Source organism: Haloferula sp. A504 (genome assembly GCF_044385805.1).
GTDB lineage: Bacteria > Verrucomicrobiota > Verrucomicrobiia > Verrucomicrobiales > Akkermansiaceae > Haloferula.
The window spans coordinates 39,036-54,495 of the sequence record NZ_JBISBU010000021.1; the positions used below are offsets into that span (position 1 = coordinate 39,036).

Genomic DNA, 15,460 nt, shown 5'->3' on the forward strand with positions numbered 1-15,460 from the left:
GGGGCTGGACTTCCCCCGCCACCACCTTTCACCCGGGAGGCGCTTCCGGTTTTTCCGGTGCCGCGACCGGTGGATTCACCACCTGCGCGGGTGCTGGCGGTGTACCTTGGGTCAGCACGGTTCCCTGCGCCACAGCTGGCTGGGACGGCGGAGTCGCGCCCCCGGGAACATTCGCCTGCGGTGCCTTGACCCAGGCGGGCGCCTTGGGAGTCACATCGGCATAGACGGCGACCAGACCCATCCCGACGAGTCCGACCAGACCCGCGAAGCCGGCGGTCATCGCGGTGGTCATCCCGACCACGAAAGGCGTGAAAAACAACAGACCCACCACCATGAAGCTGGGTTTTACCTCATACGCATGGATCACCAGTCTCAACCGCGATCGGGCCAGCCCGAGGCCCATCATGATGAAGCAGAGGGTCGCCGCGAAGGCATTCAGGTGCCAGAACACCCCTGCGCCCTTGGTCTGGGCACCACAGGCCGCCAGCGCGATGCCCCCGGAGGCGAGCGTCGAGCCCAGGAAAAGCACCATCACCGCCATCCGGGCACCCAGCCCTTGAAACGACGACGCCCCGATCGCCCCCGCGCAGACGACGCCCGACAGACCGAGAACCGTGAGGGTGCAGGCAAGATCCCGGACGAGCTCGATGCCCCCGATCTGGTAGCGGACGAGCACGTAGGGCAGCAGCGAGAAGAGCGTGAGCACGCACAGCGACCAGAGGCTGAAGAACTTCCCACGGACCACCTTCCAGCGGCTGAGCTTCGTCAGCAGCAGCAGCTCATGGTTTCCCTCGTCCAGCTCCTGGCCCATCAGGACCAGTCCCCCGAGTGGCATCACGACCACGCAGACGATGGTAATCGCCAACCACAGAGGCCCCGAGGAGCCCAGCAGCAGGATGTTCATCATCCCGACCATCTCGGCGAAGCCCTCGGTCGCACCGGTCTGGAACTCGACGATCACCGCGGCAATGGCCAGGGCGTGAACCGCGAGGAACGGAATCACGAAGCTTCCGCGCCGCATGTTCTGGCGCATTTCCTTGACCAGCATCGAACCGAAGCGGTCGGGAAGGTCGTTCTTGAGCACCGCTTCCACGCCCTCATCCTCCCTCGACCCGGGCCGTGTGGGCAAGGCAGGAGGCGGGTTTCACCGGATTTTCACGCAGCCGCGTGCCCTCCCCCGGCCCGGAAAACACATTTGTCATGAGGCATATTCGCCGCTAACCATCCGGCTGCGTCAGGATCGCCCCACGAACACTCATGACCCGCCTCCCCATCACCGTTCGAATCCTCATGCTGCTTCTCGGCGGCATGATGGTGGCCGATGCCGCCTGGGAGGAGCGGACGCTGCACGGGCGTGGCTATGTCAGCGTCAACTCGATCAAGAAGTTCTACAACTTCAAGCAGATGAACTGGTCGGGGAAGAGCATCGTACTGGAGGACGCCAAGGTGGAGATGCGGCTGAAGACGGGTTCGCACGAGTGCCTCATGAACGGGGTGAAGTTCGTCTTCAGTTACCCGGTTGAAGTCTCGGGTGGAAAGGCGTGGCTGTCAAAGATCGACCTGATGAAGCTGGTCCACCCGGTCCTTCGACCGAGCATCATCGAGAACGCCGGCAGCTTCCGAACCGTCATCATCGATCCCGGTCACGGAGGCAAGGATCCCGGAGCCACCAACGCCATCGGCACCGAGGCCCGCTACAACCTCATTGTCGCCAAGCACCTGAAGGAACACCTGGAAAGGGACTACAAGTACAAGGTCATCATGACCCGTGAAGACAATCGATTCCTGTCACTCCAGCAGCGGGTGGACATCGCGAACCGCATCCGGGACAACGCCGTCTTCATCTCCATCCACCACAACTCCGGCCGCTCGGCCGCGCGTGGCATCGAGACCTTCACCTTGTCTCCCGTCGGGGTCTCCCACTACGGCCGTGGGCTCAAGGCCAGCGACTTCAGCCCGAAGACCGGCAACTACCACGACTCCGCCAACGTCGCGCTGGCCACCGCCATCCACGGCACCCTGCTCACCACGCTCAAGGACAAGAAGACCGGCAAACCCTACACGCTCGACCGGGGAATCAAGCGCGCCCGCTTCAGCGTGCTGAGCGGCGTGAAGCATCCCTCGGTGCTCGTCGAGTGCGGGTTCATGACGCATCCGTACGAAGCCCGCTTGATCAACGACCCCGGCTACCAACGGACCGTGGCGAAGTCGATTGCCTTCGCCGTGCAGAAGTACCGGGCAGCCGTCGGGCGCCCGCAGGCTGCCACTTCCGGCACTTCCGGCACCGCGCCGCAGCGCGGGAGGATGCAGACAAACTGAAGCGCGGGAGGCAACGGGCCAGGGCCGCTACCCGCGCCCTACTCGACCGGGGGCAGCGGATCGAGTTTCTGGCCGATCTTCAAGAGCCTGTGGCGCAATCTTCCATAGGGCACGTCCTGCACCGGGAACTCCTCCTCCACCGCCATCGCTGCCGCGACACCCGCCGATTCCCCGAGAATCATCCACACCGGCTCCATGCGGATGGAGGTCATGGCGATGTGGCTGGCCGAGCAGCAGACCGGCACCAGCAGGTTGGAGCATTCCCGCTTCCTGGGAACGATGGCTTCGTAGGGAATGGCGTAGCTGCCGTTCTGCTTTCCTCCGTCCAGATACAGGATGGAGAATTCCCCGCCCTGAAGCGCCACCTTGCCGTCAAGCGCCACGGTCGCGTAGGACCAGTCATCCACACCGTAGGAGGCGAGACCGACCGAGTGCTTTGGTGCGGTCTTTGCCTCCAGGTCCTTCTGGGTGACGACGTAGTCCGAGATCATGCGCCGCGCCTCGCGGACGTAGAGTTGATGCGGCCAGCCGCCGGTTTCATCAAAGTCGCCCCGGTCGAAGGTCAACTCCCGGGCCTGGGCCCGGAGCTTCGCAGGAACCACCGGATCGGTGCGCAGGAAATGGATCAGCTTGCAAAAGAACTCCTGGTGGAACTTCCAGATGGACGCCCGGGTGGCCCAATCGCCGTTGGGGTAGTTCTCCGAACTGCCGAAAATGGTGGTCGTCATCAGGGCACGGCTCAGGTTGGTGTCCGGCAGGCGCGGCCTGAGCCTGGAACCGGCATCCGCTTGTCGCGGCTTGAAGGTGTCGATGACGGGCTGCCCCAGGCGGTTGAAGGATCGGGCGGAATAGATGTCGACACCATCGCGCATGGCCCGGCGGAACAATTCAAACTCGGCGGGGTCGTAGCGGGCGGGCTCGGGGATCGCGATGCCCTCACCCCTGCGGTTGAACTTGTAGCGGAAGCAGTAGGCCATGGTCAGGCCGTCGGCGCTGCCCTCGGGGCCGATCTTTCGATCCTGAACGAAGGGAATGGTGCCGCTCCCGGGATCTCCCTCCTCGAGCCACGGGTCGATCTCGTAGAGCCACAGGTTGGGCCGCACCCCGGCGAGGCTCTCGCCATACTGCTCGCGCGACTCGCGGCCCCAGGTGTAGTTCGTGCCGCTCATCGCCAGCAGATCACCTTCGTAGGAGCAGTCGATGAAGACCCTGGCCCGGATGTGGACGGCATTGTGCGCGAGCGGTTCGGGGATCGGGCAGCCCGTCCGGTCCACCGGGGCATGGTCGAGCCAGATGGCCTGGATCGCGCTGCCTCCGGGAGAGACGCGGATGACCTCGCGCAGCTTGGCCGGGTCCTGGCGCGTGGCCGAGTGAATGGTGGTGTCGGTGAGTTGCACCTTGCCGAGGCGATGGTCGTAAATCACCTCGATCCCGTGGTCCTCCACCAGCTTGAGAAAGCGCTCACGGTAGGTCCGGTTGCTGTGACCGATCCGCGTGGTCTGGGAGTAGGTGCTGTTGCCGCCCGGCTTGCGGTCGGCGAAGTCGTCCAGCCCTTCGGTAAGGAACTTGTGGGTCGAACCTCCGACCGCCGCCTCGCGGCCCCAGTCGAGATGGTCGATACCGCCACCGGTCATACCGCCCAGCCAACGGCTGGGTTCCACCAGGATGACCGTGGCCCCTTCCCGGCTGGCCGCCACCGCGGCCATCACGCCACTCGCCGTGCCGCCATAGACGCAGACATCGGCCTCGCGGGGAACAACGGGTTCGGCTGGCACACATGGGGCAAGAATCAGCAGCCCGGCGGCAATGGGTAAGAATGGCTTCATGCTGGTGGATGATCGGTGAAGGTGGGGCTTCGGTTCAGCGAGCTTCCTCAAGAAGCTGGTTCAACTCACGAACCCTGTCCGGTTCACGGTCCCATTGGTTCTCTTGCTCGGCGGGATCGGTCCGCAGGTGATAGAGTTGTCCGGGTGCGCCGGGGACCGGCTGGCTGTCGCGTGGCGGCGGCCAACCCCCGGAACCCCGGGTGCCGGCGATCAGCTTCCAATCGCCACGGCGGATCGCGAGAACGCCGTGGCTCGAATGCTGGATCATCGAGCGCCGGGGCGGAGCATCGTCATGCACCTCGCCCAGCAGGACCGGCAACTGGTTGACGCTGTCGCGTGCCCCTGCCTCCGGCATCGCCGGTGCCCCGGCCACCGCCGTCAGCGTGGCCACAAAATCCGTCAGGGAAAACAGCTGGCCAGCCTGCGTCCCGGCTTCGATCCGGCCCGGCCAGCGCACGATGAGGGGCACGCGATGCCCGCCCTCCCAGATATGGGCCTTCCAACCGCGAAGCTCCCCGTTGGAGGCATGGCCATGACGCTCGAACAGCCAGTTGCGCCCGGGCCCCGCCAGTCGTTTGCCACCCTCCCCGCGCTTGAAGTCGCCCGGCAGCGCGCCGTTGTCACTGGTGACGATGATTACGGTGTTTTCCCGCTGGCCGCTGGCTGTCAGCGCCTCGTCCACCTGCCCGACGATCCAGTCGAACAGCCACACGAGATCGCCGCGCGAGCCGGCCTTGCTCTTGCCCCGGGCGAACTCCGGCACCACCTCCTCGACACAGGGTTCATGCGGCGCGTTTGGGGCCAGGTAGAGGAAGAAGGGACGCTCATGGTCCGCCGCCTGCCGGATGTAGGCGCGGGCCTTCCCGGCGATCACCAGATCGGCCCGCGCGTGGCTCCAGCCCTCCGCCGCCATGCCATGGTCCCCGTGGGGCACGGCCTGATGGCTGAAGCGGCTGGCCACGAAATGCTCGTCCTCGATGAACCCGTAGGGCGGCGCGCAGGTGCCGCAGCCCGCATTCCAGTACGCCTGATCGAATCCGACCGAAGTCGGCCCTCCCGTCACTGGTTTGCGGAAGTCCACCTCCTTCTCGCGGCTTGTCGGCCTGCCCTCCCGGTCGTGGAAGGTGGCGCCGATGTGCCATTTGCCGATGCAGGCGCTTCGATAGCCGCGCTCCTTCAGCAGCGACGGCAGGGTCGGCTCGCCGGGTTGGATCAACGGCGGGCTGTAGCCACCGATCACCCCCTTCCGTAGCGTCCGCCAGCCGTAGCGTCCGGTGATCAAGCCGTAGCGCGTCGGCGTGCACACCGCCGAGGGCGAGTGGGCATCGGTAAAGCGCATGCCCTCCGCCGCCACGCGGTCCATGTGCGGGGTCGGGATCCTGCTGGCTTCGTTGTAGCAACCGGGATCGCCGTAACCCATGTCGTCGGCGAGGATCAACACGATGTTGGGCAGGCGCTCCCGCGGACTTTCCGCGGCTGCGGCCCACTCCGGCACCGACAGCGCGAGCAGCACCATCCCTGCCGCCAGTGGCCATGTCGCGGCAAGTCCGCCGGTTGATGGCTGGCTAGGATTCATGACATGAGACCGACTCGTCGGCCGCTGAGGACCCCGCACATGCTGCCCGGACCTTCAGCGATCGTTCGCAGCCATCCGCCGGCTTCCGGCACGGCTCATGGCAGCTTTTCGACGACCGCAAAGAAGCGCCGCGAATCGCCACCCCCCGGGATGCCGGTGAGCGAGTTGGTGTCGGGCGTGGCCTCGATATCGCCCTGATTTCCCCACACCGGCCAGGTCTCCGGCGGGGTTGAAAGGTCGGTCGCACTCACGAGATCATACACCCGGCCCGCCTGGCTGTTCCAGCTGAAGTCGTAGTGACCCGGAGTGTCCGCGCTGGCGACGATGGTGAGTTGCAAGGGCTCCGCCGCCGGGGCCGACACGGTGAGGTTCCTCAGGCGAAACTGGTCGGGGCCGGTCGTCCCGTCATTTCCATCATAGCCCGCCGCGCCGACGCGCCAGGCGTAGAAGTCATAGCCGGCCCCGACATCGATCTCACCGAGTTCGACGGTCGTGTATTGCTTGGGAACCTCCTTGGCACCGGCGATCCCGCTCCCCGTCTGGGCCACCTTGACGTCCAGAACCTTCACCGCATCGCGCTGGAGCCATCCATTGTAGAAGCTCGCATCCCCACCGTTGGCGCTCAGGACCGGACCGGTTTCCCCGGCATTCCACGCAAAGACCTCGAACCACAGGTAGAGCGGCCCGTTCGAATCCGCCCCGTGCGTCAAGTCATTCAGATACACGTCGACTTCGACGGTCTGCGGGGTGGTGGTGGCCCCGCCATCCTCGACGAAGAGGAGGTTCGCCCGCAGATTGCCACCGGCGGGATAACCCGGGATGTACTGCAGCACCTCGTTGCCGAACGACTGCCAGACATTCAAGCCGTTCAGGATCCAGTCGCCCGTGCTCTTGTCCGTGTCGACGAAGGAATCATTGCCGCCGTCGGTGTCGAACTGGACCGTGCCGGTCGTGGTGTCGAGCCGATACTGGTGCCTCCCGTCGCCGCTCCACGGATCCGACAGGGTCACGGCCGAAGGGATGCCGGTCACCACGTCGGCATTGGCAGTGAAAACAAGGGATGACAGGGCGAGGGCGAAAAGCGGGCAGAGCGGCTTCATCGGCTGGAAAGCAGGTTTCATGATGCTTTGGACTGAGGGAGGTTGGACAGAACGACGGGCTTGGGTGGGACAGCAGCGACGGTCGGACAAGGCGGCGGGTCGGGGATGGCACCCGGTATTGCGGGATCGTGGCGGGAACGCGGAAGCCGCCTCAACGGCGACGCCGCAAGCCGGTCGCCAGGCCGAGCAGCGCCAGACACAAGGCGGAGGACGGCTCCGGAACCGCGGTGATGTTGCTCAGGCGAAACTGGTCGGGGCCGGTCGTCCCGTCATTTCCATCATAGCCCGCCGCGCCGATCCGCCAGGCGTAGAAGTCATAGCCGTCGCCGACATCGATCTCACCTAGCTCGACGGTCGTGTACTCCGCGGGGACCTCCTTGGCACCGGCGATCCCGCTCCCCGTCTGGGCCACCTTGACGTCCAGAAGCTTCACCGCATCGCCTTGGAGCCATGGGTTGTAAATGCTCGCATTCGGACCGTTGGCACTCAGGACGGGGCCGGTTTCCCCGGCATTCCACGCAAACACCTCGAACCACAGGTAGAGCGGCCCGTTTGAATCCGTCCCGTGCGTCAAGTCGTTCAGATACACGTCGATTCCGACAGTCTGCGGGCTGATGGTGGCTCCCCCATCCTCGACGAAGAGAAGGTTCGCCCGCAGGTTGCCGCCGGAGGGATAACCGGGGATGTACTGCAGCACCTCGTTGTTGAACGACTGCCAGACATTCAAGCCGTTCAGGATCCAGTCGCCCCCGCTCTTGTCGGTGTCGACGAAGGAGTTGTTGCCGCCGTCTGTGTCGAACTGGACCGTGCCGGTCGTGGAGTCGAGCCGGTACTGGTGCTGCCCGTTGCCGCTCGTCGGAGCCGACGGGGTCACGGCCGAAGGAATGCTGCTCACAATGGCGGCACCGGCAGCCGCCGAGAACGCCGAAAGAGTGCCTGCGGCAAGCGCAAGGGTAATGGAGGTCGGGGCGGGGAAGCGCATGGTGGTTGATGGATCGCTTTTCAGGGGGCGGTCGGTGGGGACCCGGACTTGAAGGGGTGATGGTTCCGGCTTGAACATTCTTCACGCATCACGCCGACGGCGCAGGAGCATCAGCACGCCGAGAGTTCCCAACAGCGGGACCACCGAAGGCTCGGGGATGACCTGAATGGTGCCCGCGAACGAGAGGTTGTCGATGCCGATATTCCAGCCGTCTTTGTTCTCGTAGGCATCCGTCGAAATCACAATCGTATTGGTACCGCTGATCAGTGCTTCGCTGTCGGTGAAGCTCAGCGTCCCCCCGGAGGAAATCGTCGAAGTCGAAAGGGTCGCGTCAAAGGCGGTGCCGTTGACCGTGACATTCATCGGGATGGCCCGGCCCCCGCCTTGGTTCGCCCCCGCGTTTGTCAGGCCTTGGTAACCGAACGATATCGAGGTCAGGGTGCCTGTCGCGCCGGCAGCCAAATCAAACTGGAAGGTTGCCGCCCAGTCGCCCGTGTTCTGCACATTCAGGGCGGGCGCAAAGGCCTCTTTGCCATAACCGGTGGTGAAAAAACCGGCGGGATCGAAGCCCGCATCGCTGTCGAGCAGTGTGTAACTTGCCGACGTGCCAGGAGTCACATTCACCAGGTCATCGCCCGTCCAGACGATGCCGGTCATGGTCTCGCTGGCACTCGACTTCGTCGCCGAGTCAAAGTTCGTCTCCGCAATCACGGCCGCATGGGCTGCCGGGGTGATCACCAGAGCTGCTGCCAGGGTAAGTGCTTTGTGATTCATGATTCGGGGGCGTGATTCAATCCTTGTGTCGTTCGGAGGGTCCGCGCAGCGAACCTCCGGTCGGCCTTGAAGAGGCTTTCGATTGCGGCTCAAGGGAAACAGGGCCACCCCGGGATTCCAGAATTTTGGCCCTTGCCCACTATCCTGTTTTCCCCTGTGCTTTGGGCGGCATGGCGGAATGGAGACCGGTGTCGAAGAAGCTGCAGCTCGCCGCCTACCTGCGCGCGGAGTTGCAGGAGGGCCGGTGGCAGGGCCGGATGCCCGGGGTCATCCGGCTGGCCCGCGAACTCGGCGCGTCGCGGGACCTGGTGGAAGAGGCGCTGCGGGAGTTGGAGCACGCCGGGGTGCTGCACGCCCAGGGACCGGGACGCGGACGGGCCATCGGTTCCGGGGTTCACCCGGCCGGCCAGCGGAGGTTCCGGGTGACGGTCCTTGCGGGGGACGCGGCCGACCGGAATTCGCCCATCATCTATCAACTGGTGCGCGCGCTGCAGGATGCGGGTCACCTGGCGGGTGTCGCGGGGAAGACGCTGGCCGGCATGAACGACAAGCCCGGGCGGGTGGCGCGTTTCGTCGAGCAGTCCGCCACCGACGCCTGGGTGGTGATGTGCGCCACGCGCCCGGTGCTGGAATGGTTCGCGCAGGGACCGCGACCGGCATTCGCCCTGGCGGGCCGGGCCAACCGGATCGCACTGCCGAGCGTCGCTCCGGACAAGCTGACGCCGATGCGCGCGGCGCTGCGGCACCTGGTGGAACTCGGGCACCGTCGGATCGTCCTGATGTCGCGCCCCATCCGCCGAATTCCGGATCCGGGCCTGACCGAGCGGACCTTCCTCAATGAACTCGAGGCGCAGGGAGTGGTGACGGGGCGCTACAACCTGCCGGACTGGACGGAGGGGGTCGAGGGCTACCAGGCGGGGCTCAGGTCACTGTTCCGAACCACTCCGCCCACGGCGATGCTGCTGGACGAAGCGTTGTTCGTGGTTCCCACGCTGCAGTTCTGCATGGCCAACGGCCTCCGGATTCCGCAGGACGTTTCGTTGATTTCGACCGACCCCGATCCGGCCTTCATGTGGAGCCACCCTCCGATCTCGCACATCCGCTGGGATCTCAAGCCGATGATTCGACGCATCGTCCGGTGGGCCGACAAGGCCAGCCGCGGCCAGGAGGACCCGCGGAAGTCCCTGACGAAGGGAAGTTTCGTCGAGGGTGCCACCATCGGCCCGGTGCCGAAGGGCCGGTGAGCGACCGGAGCATCCGGCACCACCACGCGGCGGCCTGCAAAGCCGCTCGCCCCATGCTCTCAAATCCCCAGCAACTCGCGCGTCGCAATGCGAGGCCGGTCGGTCAGGAGTTCGGGGTCGCCATCCGTGACCAGGACCGTGTGCTCGAAATGCGCCGATGGCCGACGATCGGCGGTGATCACCGTCCAGCCGTCGTCGAGAATCCGGACATGCGGCGTCCCGGCGTTCACCATGGGCTCGATGGCGAGAATCATGCCGGGTTGGAGAATGGGGGTCTTGCCGGCCGGCCGATAGTTCGGAATCTGGGGTTCCTCATGGAGTTCCCGCCCAACCCCGTGACCGACGAATTCGCGGACCACGGAAAATCCGAGCGGCTTCACATACTCTTCCACGGCTCCGCAAAGCTCCGCCAGACGGAGTCCGGCCCGCGCCTTGTCGATCGCCTCGTAGAGCGACTGCTCGGTGGCCATCAGCAGGCGCTTCGTGTCCGCAGGGATCTCACCGACCGGGAAGGTGGTCGCATTGTCGCCGATCCAGCCGTTCTTCACGATCCCCACGTCGATCTTGAGGATGTCGCCGGGATGCACGACGCGGGGTCCGCCGATGCCGTGCACCACCTCCTCGTTCACCGAGATGCAGGTGTGCCCGGGAAAGCCGCGATAGCCGAGAAAAGCGCTCTTGCACCCCTCGCGCTTGATCAGGCTCGCCGCGTGTTCGTCAATCTCGCCGGTCGTCACCCCCGGCTTCACCGCTGCCACAATCTCCTGAAGAATCGCACTGGCCGTGCGGCCCGCGACCCGCATGTGCTCGATCTCACGCGGGCCCTTGATCCGGATCTTGTGTCGCTTGGCCATCGCTGATGAACCGCGGATCAGCCCCTCGCGATCCAGGCGACCGCACCGATCACCAACAGCAGGCCGATGAAGGCCCACAGGTAGACGATCGCGGTGCCGGCGCCGGCAGTGCCGGAGTTTTGCGAGAGCCGGTCGTAGCGGCCCTTGAGCTTGCCCTTCCGCAGGAAGCCGTCGTAGTGGCGCTGGAGGAGGTGGGTCTCCACCTGGCGCATGACATCGAGGATCACGCCAACCAGAATCAGCAGACTGGTGCCGCCGAAGAACTGGAGCACCATCGAGCCCGGAGGCAGGCCCACCAGTTTCCCGATGGCCACCGGCAGGAAGAAGATGAGGGTCAGGAAAATCGCACCCGCAAAGGTCAGGCGGGTCATCGTGAAGTCGAGGAAGTCGGCGGTCGGCTTGCCGGGGCGCACCCCGGGGATGTAGCCGCCGTTGCGCTTGAGGTCCTCCGAGATCTGCGAGGGCTGGAACATCGTCGCCACCCAGAAGTAGGAGAAGAAGAAGATGAAGATCGCTCCGAGCACGTAATACCAGGTGCCGCCGAGGAGCGCGTCCTGGAGGCTGCGCGACCAGCCGGCATTCGGAAACATCTGGGTCAGGATGATGGTCGGCAACGACAGCACCGCGGTGGCGAAGATGATCGGCATGACGCCGGCGTAGTTCACCTTGAGCGGGAGATACTGGGTCTGGCCACCGAACTGCTTGCGGCCGACGACCCGCTTGGCGTACTGGATCGCGATTCGCCGCTGGGCCTGGGTGATGGCGATGGTTCCCGCAATCACCAGCAGCAGCATGGCAATCATGACCACCAGCATCATGACCTCGAAGGTGCTGGCACCCTCACGGGCCACGAAGTATTGCCAGGTCTGGAGCAGCGCTCCGGGGAGGGCGGCGATGATGTTTACCGTGATGATGATCGAAGTGCCGTTGCCGATGCCCCGCTCGGTCATCTGGTCGCCGATCCACATCAGAAGCAGCGTGCCCGCGACGATGGTCAGCACCGTGATGATCTGCCACAACACGTCCGGCTGGGGCACGAGATCCCGACCGAGGCGGTTGATCGTGTCGCCGATGCCGCCCATCAGTGGATTGCTCTCCGGGGCCATCAGTGCCTTGGCGACGAAGACCCCCTGCACCAGCGCGATGGCGATGGTGAGGTAGCGGGTGTACTGGGTGATCTTCTGCTGGCCGCCGTCCTCGCGGCGGAGCCGCGAGAGCTTGGGCACCACGGCCGACATCAGCTGCATCATGATCGATGCCGAGATGTAGGGCATGATGCCGAGGGCGAACACACCCGCCTGCTGCAGCGCACCACCGGAGAAAATCCCGAGAATCGCCTGCAGTCCACCGGCGGTGGTGGCGTCGCTCTGCTCCTTGGCATCCTGCATCCATGCGTCGATCACCGAGGCATCGACGCCCGGCAGGGTGACGTGCACGCCGAGGCGCACGATCACGATCATTGCAAGGGTGAAGAGAATGCGGTCGCGGAGTTCGGGAACCTTCCAGGTATTCGCGAATGCGGAAATCATGGGTGTGTGGGTCGGTCGGGAAAAAGGCTCTCTTTCAAACACGTTGAGGAAGCGTGCCAGCGCTTCCCCAACGACTCGGAATCATGGTCGGCTGGGGATCGGGATCACCCGGCGGCCGGCAGTTCGAGCGTGCCACCCGCCTTCTCGATCTTCTCCTTGGCCGAGGCGCTCGCGGCATCCACCGCGATGGTCAGCTTCTTGTTGAGCTGGCCCTGGCCAAGGACTTTGACGATGTCGCACTTGCGGCTCACGAGGCCCTTCGCCCGCAGGCTTTCCTCGTTGACCGTCTCTCCCTCCTCGAAGAATCGCTCGAGTTGGGCGAGGTTGACGACCGAGACCTTCGTCTTGAAGTCGATGTTGTTGAAGCCCTTCTTCGGAAGGCGGCGGTGAAGGGGCATTTGGCCCCCTTCGAAACCGGGACGGATGGACCCACCCGAGCGGGCCTTCTGGCCCTTGTGGCCCTTGCCTGCCGTCTTGCCGCGACCGGAGCTTTCACCCGCACCGAGACGCTTGTTCCGGTGCTTGGCGCCCTTGTTGGGCTTGAGAGTGTGGAGTTTCATGATTCGATTTTTCCCGCGCGTGCAGGAATGGACGTTCGATGTTCAAATTTCGGTTAGATCGACTCCTTCTTCGCCTTGCCGCGGGCCGCGTAGATCTGGTCGCGGGTGCGGAGTTGGGAAAGGGCCTTGAGGGTCGCCTTGACCACGTTGGCGTGGTTGGCGGAGCCCAGCGACTTGGCCAGCACGTCACGGATGCCCACGGCCTCGCAGACCGCGCGCACCCCGCCGCCGGCGATGATGCCGGTACCGGGGGAGGCGGGCTTCAGCAGCACCTTGCCACCACCATACTCGGCGTAGCTTTCGTGAGGAATCGTGCCATCGGCCAGATTCATCGGATTGAGCGACTTGCGGCCGGCCTCACTCGCCTTGCGAATGCAGTCGGCCACCTCGTTGGCCTTGCCGAAGCCGAGGCCGACCTTGCCCTCCTTGTCGCCGACGACGACCAGGGCGGAAAAGCTGAAGCGGCGACCGCCCTTCACGACCTTGGCGCAGCGGTTGATGAAAACGACCTTCTCGGTCACTTCCTTGCCGTCGACCATGGCCGGCGCGCGTTCTTCCCGGCGAGGCCCGCGGCCGCGACCACGACCGCGGCCCTGTCTTGCTTCAGATGGTCCAGACCTGGCGGCATCACCCGAGTCACCAGCGGCGGCAGGCGCTGCAGGCTGGTCCGGTTTGGGCGAGGAGGCGGGGGGTGTTTCGTTGGTAGTCACCATGACGATGGATTTGCGCTTGTCTGGAATTTAGAACTGGAGGCCGGCTTCACGCGCGGCGTCGGCGAGGGCCTTGATCTTGCCGTGATACAGATGGCCACCGCGGTCGAAGACCACGGCGCTGATGTTGGCCGCCTTGGCGCGCTCGGCGACAAGCTGACCGACTGAGGAGGCACAGGCAACATTCGATGCCGACTTCTCGACGCTTTTGTCGAGCGTCGAGGCCGAAGCGAGGGTCTTGCCGGCCTCGTCGTCGATCACCTGGGCGTAGATGTGCTGATTGGAATAGTGGACCGCGAGACGGGGGCGTTCGGCGGTGCCCTCGACTTTGCGACGAATCCGCTTGTGGATCCGGCGACGCACTTCCTTGCGATTCAATTGACTCATGACTCGTGGATGTTTGCGGATTACTTGGCGACGCTCTTGCCTTCCTTGCGGCGGACGCGCTCGCCTGCGTAGCGCACGCCCTTGCCCTTGTAGGGCTCCGGCGGATAGAAGCTGCGGACTTCGGCCGCGAACTGCCCGACCATCTGCTTGTCGATGCCTTCCACCTTGATCTTGGTGTTGTCGGCGACGCTGACGGTGAGCTCGGACGGGATCGGGTGCAGGATCGGGTGCGACTTGCCGAGCGCGAGGTCCAGGGCCTGGCCCTTGACCGCGGCACGCATGCCGACGCCCTGGATCTCAAGCTCCTTGACGAAGCCATCGGTGACGCCGGTGATCATGTTGTTGATCAGGCTGCGCACGGTGCCGTGGAGGGCGCGGTGCTCGCGCAGCTCGGAGGCGCGGGAGACGACGACCTGGCCGTCCTCCTCGGCGACCGAAACGCCCTTGGGGAGGTCGAGGTCGAGTTTCCCCTTGGGTCCCTCGACGGCGACACTGCCGTTTGAAATATTCAACTTCACCTTGTCGGGCAAGGCGATGGGTTTGAGTCCAACTCGTGACATGGTATCGGTTCCTTTCTCGGGTTGGGGTTACCAGACGTTGGCGAGGATCTCTCCGCCGAGACGCTGGCGCCTGGCGGTGGCTCCGGACATCACGCCCTTCGAGGTCGAGACGACCGCGATACCGAGTCCGTTGAGGACACGCGGAATGTCATCGGCCCCGGCATAAACGCGGCGGCCCGGCTTGGAAACACGCTTCAGATCGGTGAGCACGGAGCGTCCGTCGACGTAGCGCGCCTTGACCTTGATCTCGGGAAACTTCTCGGTGGTGACCACCTCGTAGCCCCAGATGTAGCCCTCTTCCTGAAGGATCTTGGCGATGTCGGCCTTGATCCGCGAATAGGGCGCGGTGAACTCCTCGTTTCCGGCCCGGCAGCAGTTTTTGAAGCGGGTCAGGAAATCGGAGATGGGATCGGTGAGAACTGCCATTTTCTTGTAAGCTGAAGTTGCGTCGGAGGGACTCAGGCGGCGGCGCCTTCCTCGGTGGATTTGGTGGTTTCGCGGAACGGCATGCCGATCTCCTTGAGCAGCGCGCGGCCCTCGTCGTCGGTGGTGGCGGTGGTCACGACGATCAGGTCGAAGCCGATCTGACGCTTGATCTGGTCGAGCTCGATCTCGGGGAAGATCGACTGGTCCGGGAAGCCGATGGCGAAGTTGCCGCGGCCGTCGAAGCCCCTCGGGCTGATGCCGCGGAAGTCGCGGATGTTCGGCGCCGTGACGTTGATGAAGCGGTAGAGAAACTCCCACATGCGCTCGCCACGCAGGGTGACCCTGGCACCGAGGGGCTCCCCGGCGCGCAACTTGAAGTTCGCGACCGCCTTCTTCGAGAAGGTGATCGACGGCTTCTGGCCGGTGATCTTGGCGATTTCGATGACGGCATCGTCGACCGCCACCTTGCGGTCGGGCTCGTTGCCGAGGCAGGTGGTCAGGACGACCTTCTCGATCTGCGGAACCTGGTGGGGATTGGTGTAGCCGAGCTTCTCCTTGAGAGCCGGCACCACCTTGTCCAGGTAGTGTTGTTTCAGTACTGGTGTGCTCATTT

The 15,460-nt window shown here is 64.7% G+C and carries 16 protein-coding genes; 2 read left to right on the plus strand and 14 right to left on the minus strand.

The features are described from left to right. Positions 1-28: 28 nt before the first annotated feature. On the minus strand, positions 29-1,129 hold the full coding sequence (locus ACG2LG_RS11860) for a hypothetical protein (protein ID WP_396259238.1): 1,101 nt from the start codon (positions 1,127-1,129) through the stop codon (positions 29-31). Between the two features lie 128 nt (positions 1,130-1,257). On the opposite strand from ACG2LG_RS11860, the gene ACG2LG_RS11865 reads away from it, so the two are divergent. Further along, positions 1,258-2,319: an N-acetylmuramoyl-L-alanine amidase gene (locus ACG2LG_RS11865; RefSeq protein WP_396259240.1), complete on the plus strand. Its 1,062-nt coding sequence runs from the start codon at positions 1,258-1,260 to the stop codon at positions 2,317-2,319. Between the two features lie 38 nt (positions 2,320-2,357). On the opposite strand, the gene ACG2LG_RS11870 is transcribed toward ACG2LG_RS11865, so the two are convergent. The 5 genes from ACG2LG_RS11870 to ACG2LG_RS11890 form a co-directional block, all read right to left on the minus strand. Continuing rightward, complete coding sequence (locus ACG2LG_RS11870) at positions 2,358-4,145, minus strand: FAD-dependent oxidoreductase (RefSeq protein WP_396259242.1); 1,788 nt, start codon at positions 4,143-4,145, stop codon at positions 2,358-2,360. 34 nt (positions 4,146-4,179) lie between these two features. Next, positions 4,180-5,721 carry an arylsulfatase gene (locus ACG2LG_RS11875; protein ID WP_396259243.1) on the minus strand — a complete coding sequence of 514 codons (1,542 nt, stop codon included), beginning with the start codon at positions 5,719-5,721 and terminating at the stop codon, positions 4,180-4,182. 95 nt (positions 5,722-5,816) lie between these two features. Next, positions 5,817-6,842: a hypothetical protein gene (locus ACG2LG_RS11880; RefSeq protein WP_396259245.1), complete on the minus strand. Its 1,026-nt coding sequence runs from the start codon at positions 6,840-6,842 to the stop codon at positions 5,817-5,819. Positions 6,843-6,972: 130 nt separating this feature from the next. Further along, on the minus strand, positions 6,973-7,803 hold the full coding sequence (locus tag ACG2LG_RS11885) for a PEP-CTERM sorting domain-containing protein (protein ID WP_396259246.1): 831 nt from the start codon (positions 7,801-7,803) through the stop codon (positions 6,973-6,975). A gap of 81 nt (positions 7,804-7,884) precedes the next feature. Beyond that, positions 7,885-8,577 (minus strand): PEP-CTERM sorting domain-containing protein, encoded by a 693-nt coding sequence (locus ACG2LG_RS11890; protein WP_396259248.1) that lies wholly within the window; start codon positions 8,575-8,577, stop codon positions 7,885-7,887. A 170-nt stretch (positions 8,578-8,747) separates the two neighbouring features. Here ACG2LG_RS11890 and ACG2LG_RS11895 point away from each other — a divergent pair, with 170 nt between their 5' ends. Next, positions 8,748-9,821: a substrate-binding domain-containing protein gene (locus tag ACG2LG_RS11895; protein WP_396259250.1), complete on the plus strand. Its 1,074-nt coding sequence runs from the start codon at positions 8,748-8,750 to the stop codon at positions 9,819-9,821. Between the two features lie 59 nt (positions 9,822-9,880). Here the strand turns inward: ACG2LG_RS11895 and map are convergent, their stop codons facing one another. From map to rplE, 8 genes are all read right to left on the minus strand, one after another. Beyond that, positions 9,881-10,675: a type I methionyl aminopeptidase gene (gene map, locus ACG2LG_RS11900; protein ID WP_396259251.1), complete on the minus strand. Its 795-nt coding sequence runs from the start codon at positions 10,673-10,675 to the stop codon at positions 9,881-9,883. 17 nt (positions 10,676-10,692) lie between these two features. Further along, positions 10,693-12,204, minus strand: a complete 1,512-nt coding sequence (gene secY, locus ACG2LG_RS11905; protein WP_396259253.1) for a preprotein translocase subunit SecY — start codon at positions 12,202-12,204, stop codon at positions 10,693-10,695. Between the two features lie 104 nt (positions 12,205-12,308). Next, the gene (gene rplO / locus ACG2LG_RS11910) at positions 12,309-12,764 is read right to left on the minus strand and encodes a 50S ribosomal protein L15 (RefSeq protein WP_396259254.1); all 456 of its coding nucleotides are present in this window, start codon (positions 12,762-12,764) and stop codon (positions 12,309-12,311) included. A 53-nt stretch (positions 12,765-12,817) separates the two neighbouring features. Then, positions 12,818-13,303, minus strand: coding sequence for a 30S ribosomal protein S5 (gene rpsE / locus ACG2LG_RS11915; RefSeq protein WP_396259256.1), 486 nt, complete (start codon positions 13,301-13,303; stop codon positions 12,818-12,820). A 201-nt stretch (positions 13,304-13,504) separates the two neighbouring features. Then, positions 13,505-13,861 (minus strand): 50S ribosomal protein L18, encoded by a 357-nt coding sequence (gene rplR / locus ACG2LG_RS11920; protein WP_396259257.1) that lies wholly within the window; start codon positions 13,859-13,861, stop codon positions 13,505-13,507. Positions 13,862-13,881: 20 nt separating this feature from the next. Next, positions 13,882-14,421: a 50S ribosomal protein L6 gene (gene rplF, locus ACG2LG_RS11925; RefSeq protein WP_396259258.1), complete on the minus strand. Its 540-nt coding sequence runs from the start codon at positions 14,419-14,421 to the stop codon at positions 13,882-13,884. Between the two features lie 27 nt (positions 14,422-14,448). Then, positions 14,449-14,847, minus strand: coding sequence for a 30S ribosomal protein S8 (gene rpsH / locus ACG2LG_RS11930; RefSeq protein WP_396259260.1), 399 nt, complete (start codon positions 14,845-14,847; stop codon positions 14,449-14,451). Between the two features lie 32 nt (positions 14,848-14,879). After that, the gene (gene rplE / locus ACG2LG_RS11935; RefSeq protein ID WP_396259262.1) at positions 14,880-15,458 is read right to left on the minus strand and encodes a 50S ribosomal protein L5; all 579 of its coding nucleotides are present in this window, start codon (positions 15,456-15,458) and stop codon (positions 14,880-14,882) included. Positions 15,459-15,460 lie beyond the last annotated feature (2 nt).